The following is a 2,176-nucleotide window of genomic DNA, read 5'->3' as shown; positions in this document are numbered from 1 at the left end:
TTAGAGCAGAGCGTGTCGCTACTTTAGGTAACAACGGCTATAATTCATTGCGGCGGAATTTTCTACCGAAAATTCCATCCTTTTTTCTATCTTTGAGTTACAGCGGAATAAATCCTGCGTATTTTTCCGCAACGAAATCATAGCCAAAGCCGTTGGCAAACATTTAAAAAAATTATGAAAATAAGGAACATCTTAACTTTTTTCTATCTATTTCTGCCATTTATTGCATTGGCTGAATACAACGGACACCAAATTGAATTCACTATTGAGTTAAAAGATGGTAACAAAATACACGGATATAATTATTTAGCATCTGTTTACCAAAAAGATAAAACAATTAGCTATCAAGAATTTCTTGAAAAAAACTATGAGATAGTGTTAAGACACCACTACAATGACTCATTGGAAGAATTAACATATTTCCGGAATAGAATTAAATATAATTATCTTGATTATGATGGAGAAAACAGATTTATATACACTTTGACTGACAAAAAAACTATTGACAAACAGCAAATTAAGTCTTTAAAAATTATAGAACTAACAGACCAATCTTACGCAATTGGAATTTCATCTACTCATAATTGGGAAGATAGGTTTTGGATGAGTATAAAACCGATTGAAAAAATCTCAACAGGAGGATATTTATGTGAAAATCAAATTTTTGTTCACGAAGACAACCCAAAGATTGAGCAAATAAAAAAAGAGCTTAAAAAAGTATCCGTTGACTTTGACAAAAAAATAAATGAACAAAAAGAAATAATGAAATATTCTAATGGAAAAGAGTATTTACAAGCGGAGAAAAAAATAGATGAACTTGAAAATAAAATTGATGGAGAAATTTCAGAATTATTACAAAAATTTAATGGAATGAAAGTTGTCATAATATCAATGTGCTCGTGCTAAAAAAACGTTTGCCAACAATGTATAACCGCAATTACGGCGGATTCGACTACGTCCGAATCCACTCGGAATTGCTAACGTCAGTGCTTAACCGAAAATCATTATCTTTAATCCCGTAACTGACGGTTATACGAGACCGTTGTGAGCAAGCTAAAAAAAACGAAGTGAGAAGCATTGAACAATTGATAAAAGAACTAATTCCACCGAATGATTATCAGCATCGGAATGGATTTAGCAATGAACACATTGTTTTAAGCTTGACCGAAAAAGAAAAATTAGAAGTTGAGAGTACTTTGATTGAAATGCTCGAAGACAAAGAAGACGATTTAATCGGAGAAACTTTGACAATAATGAAATCGACTGACTCGCTTCCAACTTTACAAAAACGACTGAACTTAACAAATAGCTCAACTATGAAAATTATTTGAGCGAGTTACATAAACGAGATAAAAAACGGAGATGAGAAAATGAAAGAAATCGCGTTAAGCGAAATGGACAAAATTTCGGAAAAGTATTCGCGAATTGGAATTTTTCATCATTTAGCTAAATTTAGTGACGACCGAATAAATAATAAGATTCGGGATTTTATAAATCATAAAGATTATTTGACCGCTTACAATGCAAGAACTTCTCTTGGAATTGATACAGCGGAAATAATAAAACGAGAACAAATAAAAAACGGAATCGGAACAAAAAAATGGTGGGAAATATGGAAATAAAAAGCCAGCTCACAACAATGTATAACCGCAATTACGGCGGATTCGACTACGTCCGAATCCACTCGGAATTGCTAACGTCAGTGCTAAACCGAAAAATTTGCGTACTTTAACCCGTAACTGACGGTTATACGAGACCGTTACATACAATGGCTCGGAATGAAAAGCAGAACGGAGAAATAATAAATCTGACTGTTTGAAAATTTAACTGACTTAAAAAGAGAACAGCGGAATTGAATAGCACTACGCGGAATGAAATAGCGCTACGCTGAAAAAAAGGAATAAAACTATATCGTGCAAAAAAATAAAAAGCGAATTTAAAAATTAAGCTGAATTAAGGTCGAATCAAAAATTTGAAGAAAACGAAAAAAAGATATTAAAATCTACGTTTTAAAAATAAATCAGCGCATTGCTGAATAAAAAAAGTGGACGGAAAAAGAGCAAAGCGGAAAAAATTATGTGGACGGCATAGCAGAGCGTTCCAAGCAGAGCGTATCGCCACAGTATGTAACAACGGCTATAATTCATTGCGGCGGAATTTTCTACCGAAAATTCCA

At 33.1% G+C, this 2,176-nt stretch carries 3 protein-coding genes; all 3 read left to right on the top strand.

Going from position 1 to position 2,176, the window contains the following annotated elements; all coding sequences use genetic code 11:
- Window positions 1-174 precede the first annotated feature (174 nt).
- The 3 genes from FT993_RS09705 to FT993_RS12345 all read left to right on the top strand — a co-directional run bounded on the left by FT993_RS09705 (window position 175) and on the right by FT993_RS12345 (window position 1,622).
- Window positions 175-906 carry a hypothetical protein gene (locus tag FT993_RS09705; RefSeq protein ID WP_147862356.1) on the top strand — a complete coding sequence of 244 codons (732 nt, stop codon included), beginning with the start codon at window positions 175-177 and terminating at the stop codon, window positions 904-906.
- Window positions 907-1,067: 161 nt separating this feature from the next.
- The gene (locus FT993_RS09700) at window positions 1,068-1,331 is read left to right on the top strand and encodes a HEAT repeat domain-containing protein (RefSeq protein ID WP_147862355.1); all 264 of its coding nucleotides are present in this window, start codon (window positions 1,068-1,070) and stop codon (window positions 1,329-1,331) included.
- Between the two features lie 39 nt (window positions 1,332-1,370).
- On the top strand, window positions 1,371-1,622 hold the full coding sequence (locus tag FT993_RS12345) for a hypothetical protein (protein WP_187240798.1): 252 nt from the start codon (window positions 1,371-1,373) through the stop codon (window positions 1,620-1,622).
- Window positions 1,623-2,176 lie beyond the last annotated feature (554 nt).

The organism is Mesonia sp. HuA40, from assembly GCF_008017835.1.
Lineage (GTDB): Bacteria > Bacteroidota > Bacteroidia > Flavobacteriales > Flavobacteriaceae > Mesonia.
The sequence above is the reverse complement of the archived record's forward strand: the minus strand, read 5'-3'. Positions and strand labels throughout refer to the sequence as shown.

Excerpts from the sequence above, each read along its gene's own strand:
- FT993_RS09705 (WP_147862356.1), top strand. The coding sequence starts at position 175 with ATGAAAATAAGGAACATCTTAACTTTTTTCTATCTATTTCTGCCATTT.
- FT993_RS12345 (WP_187240798.1), top strand. The coding sequence starts at position 1,371 with ATGAAAGAAATCGCGTTAAGCGAAATGGACAAAATTTCGGAAAAGTAT.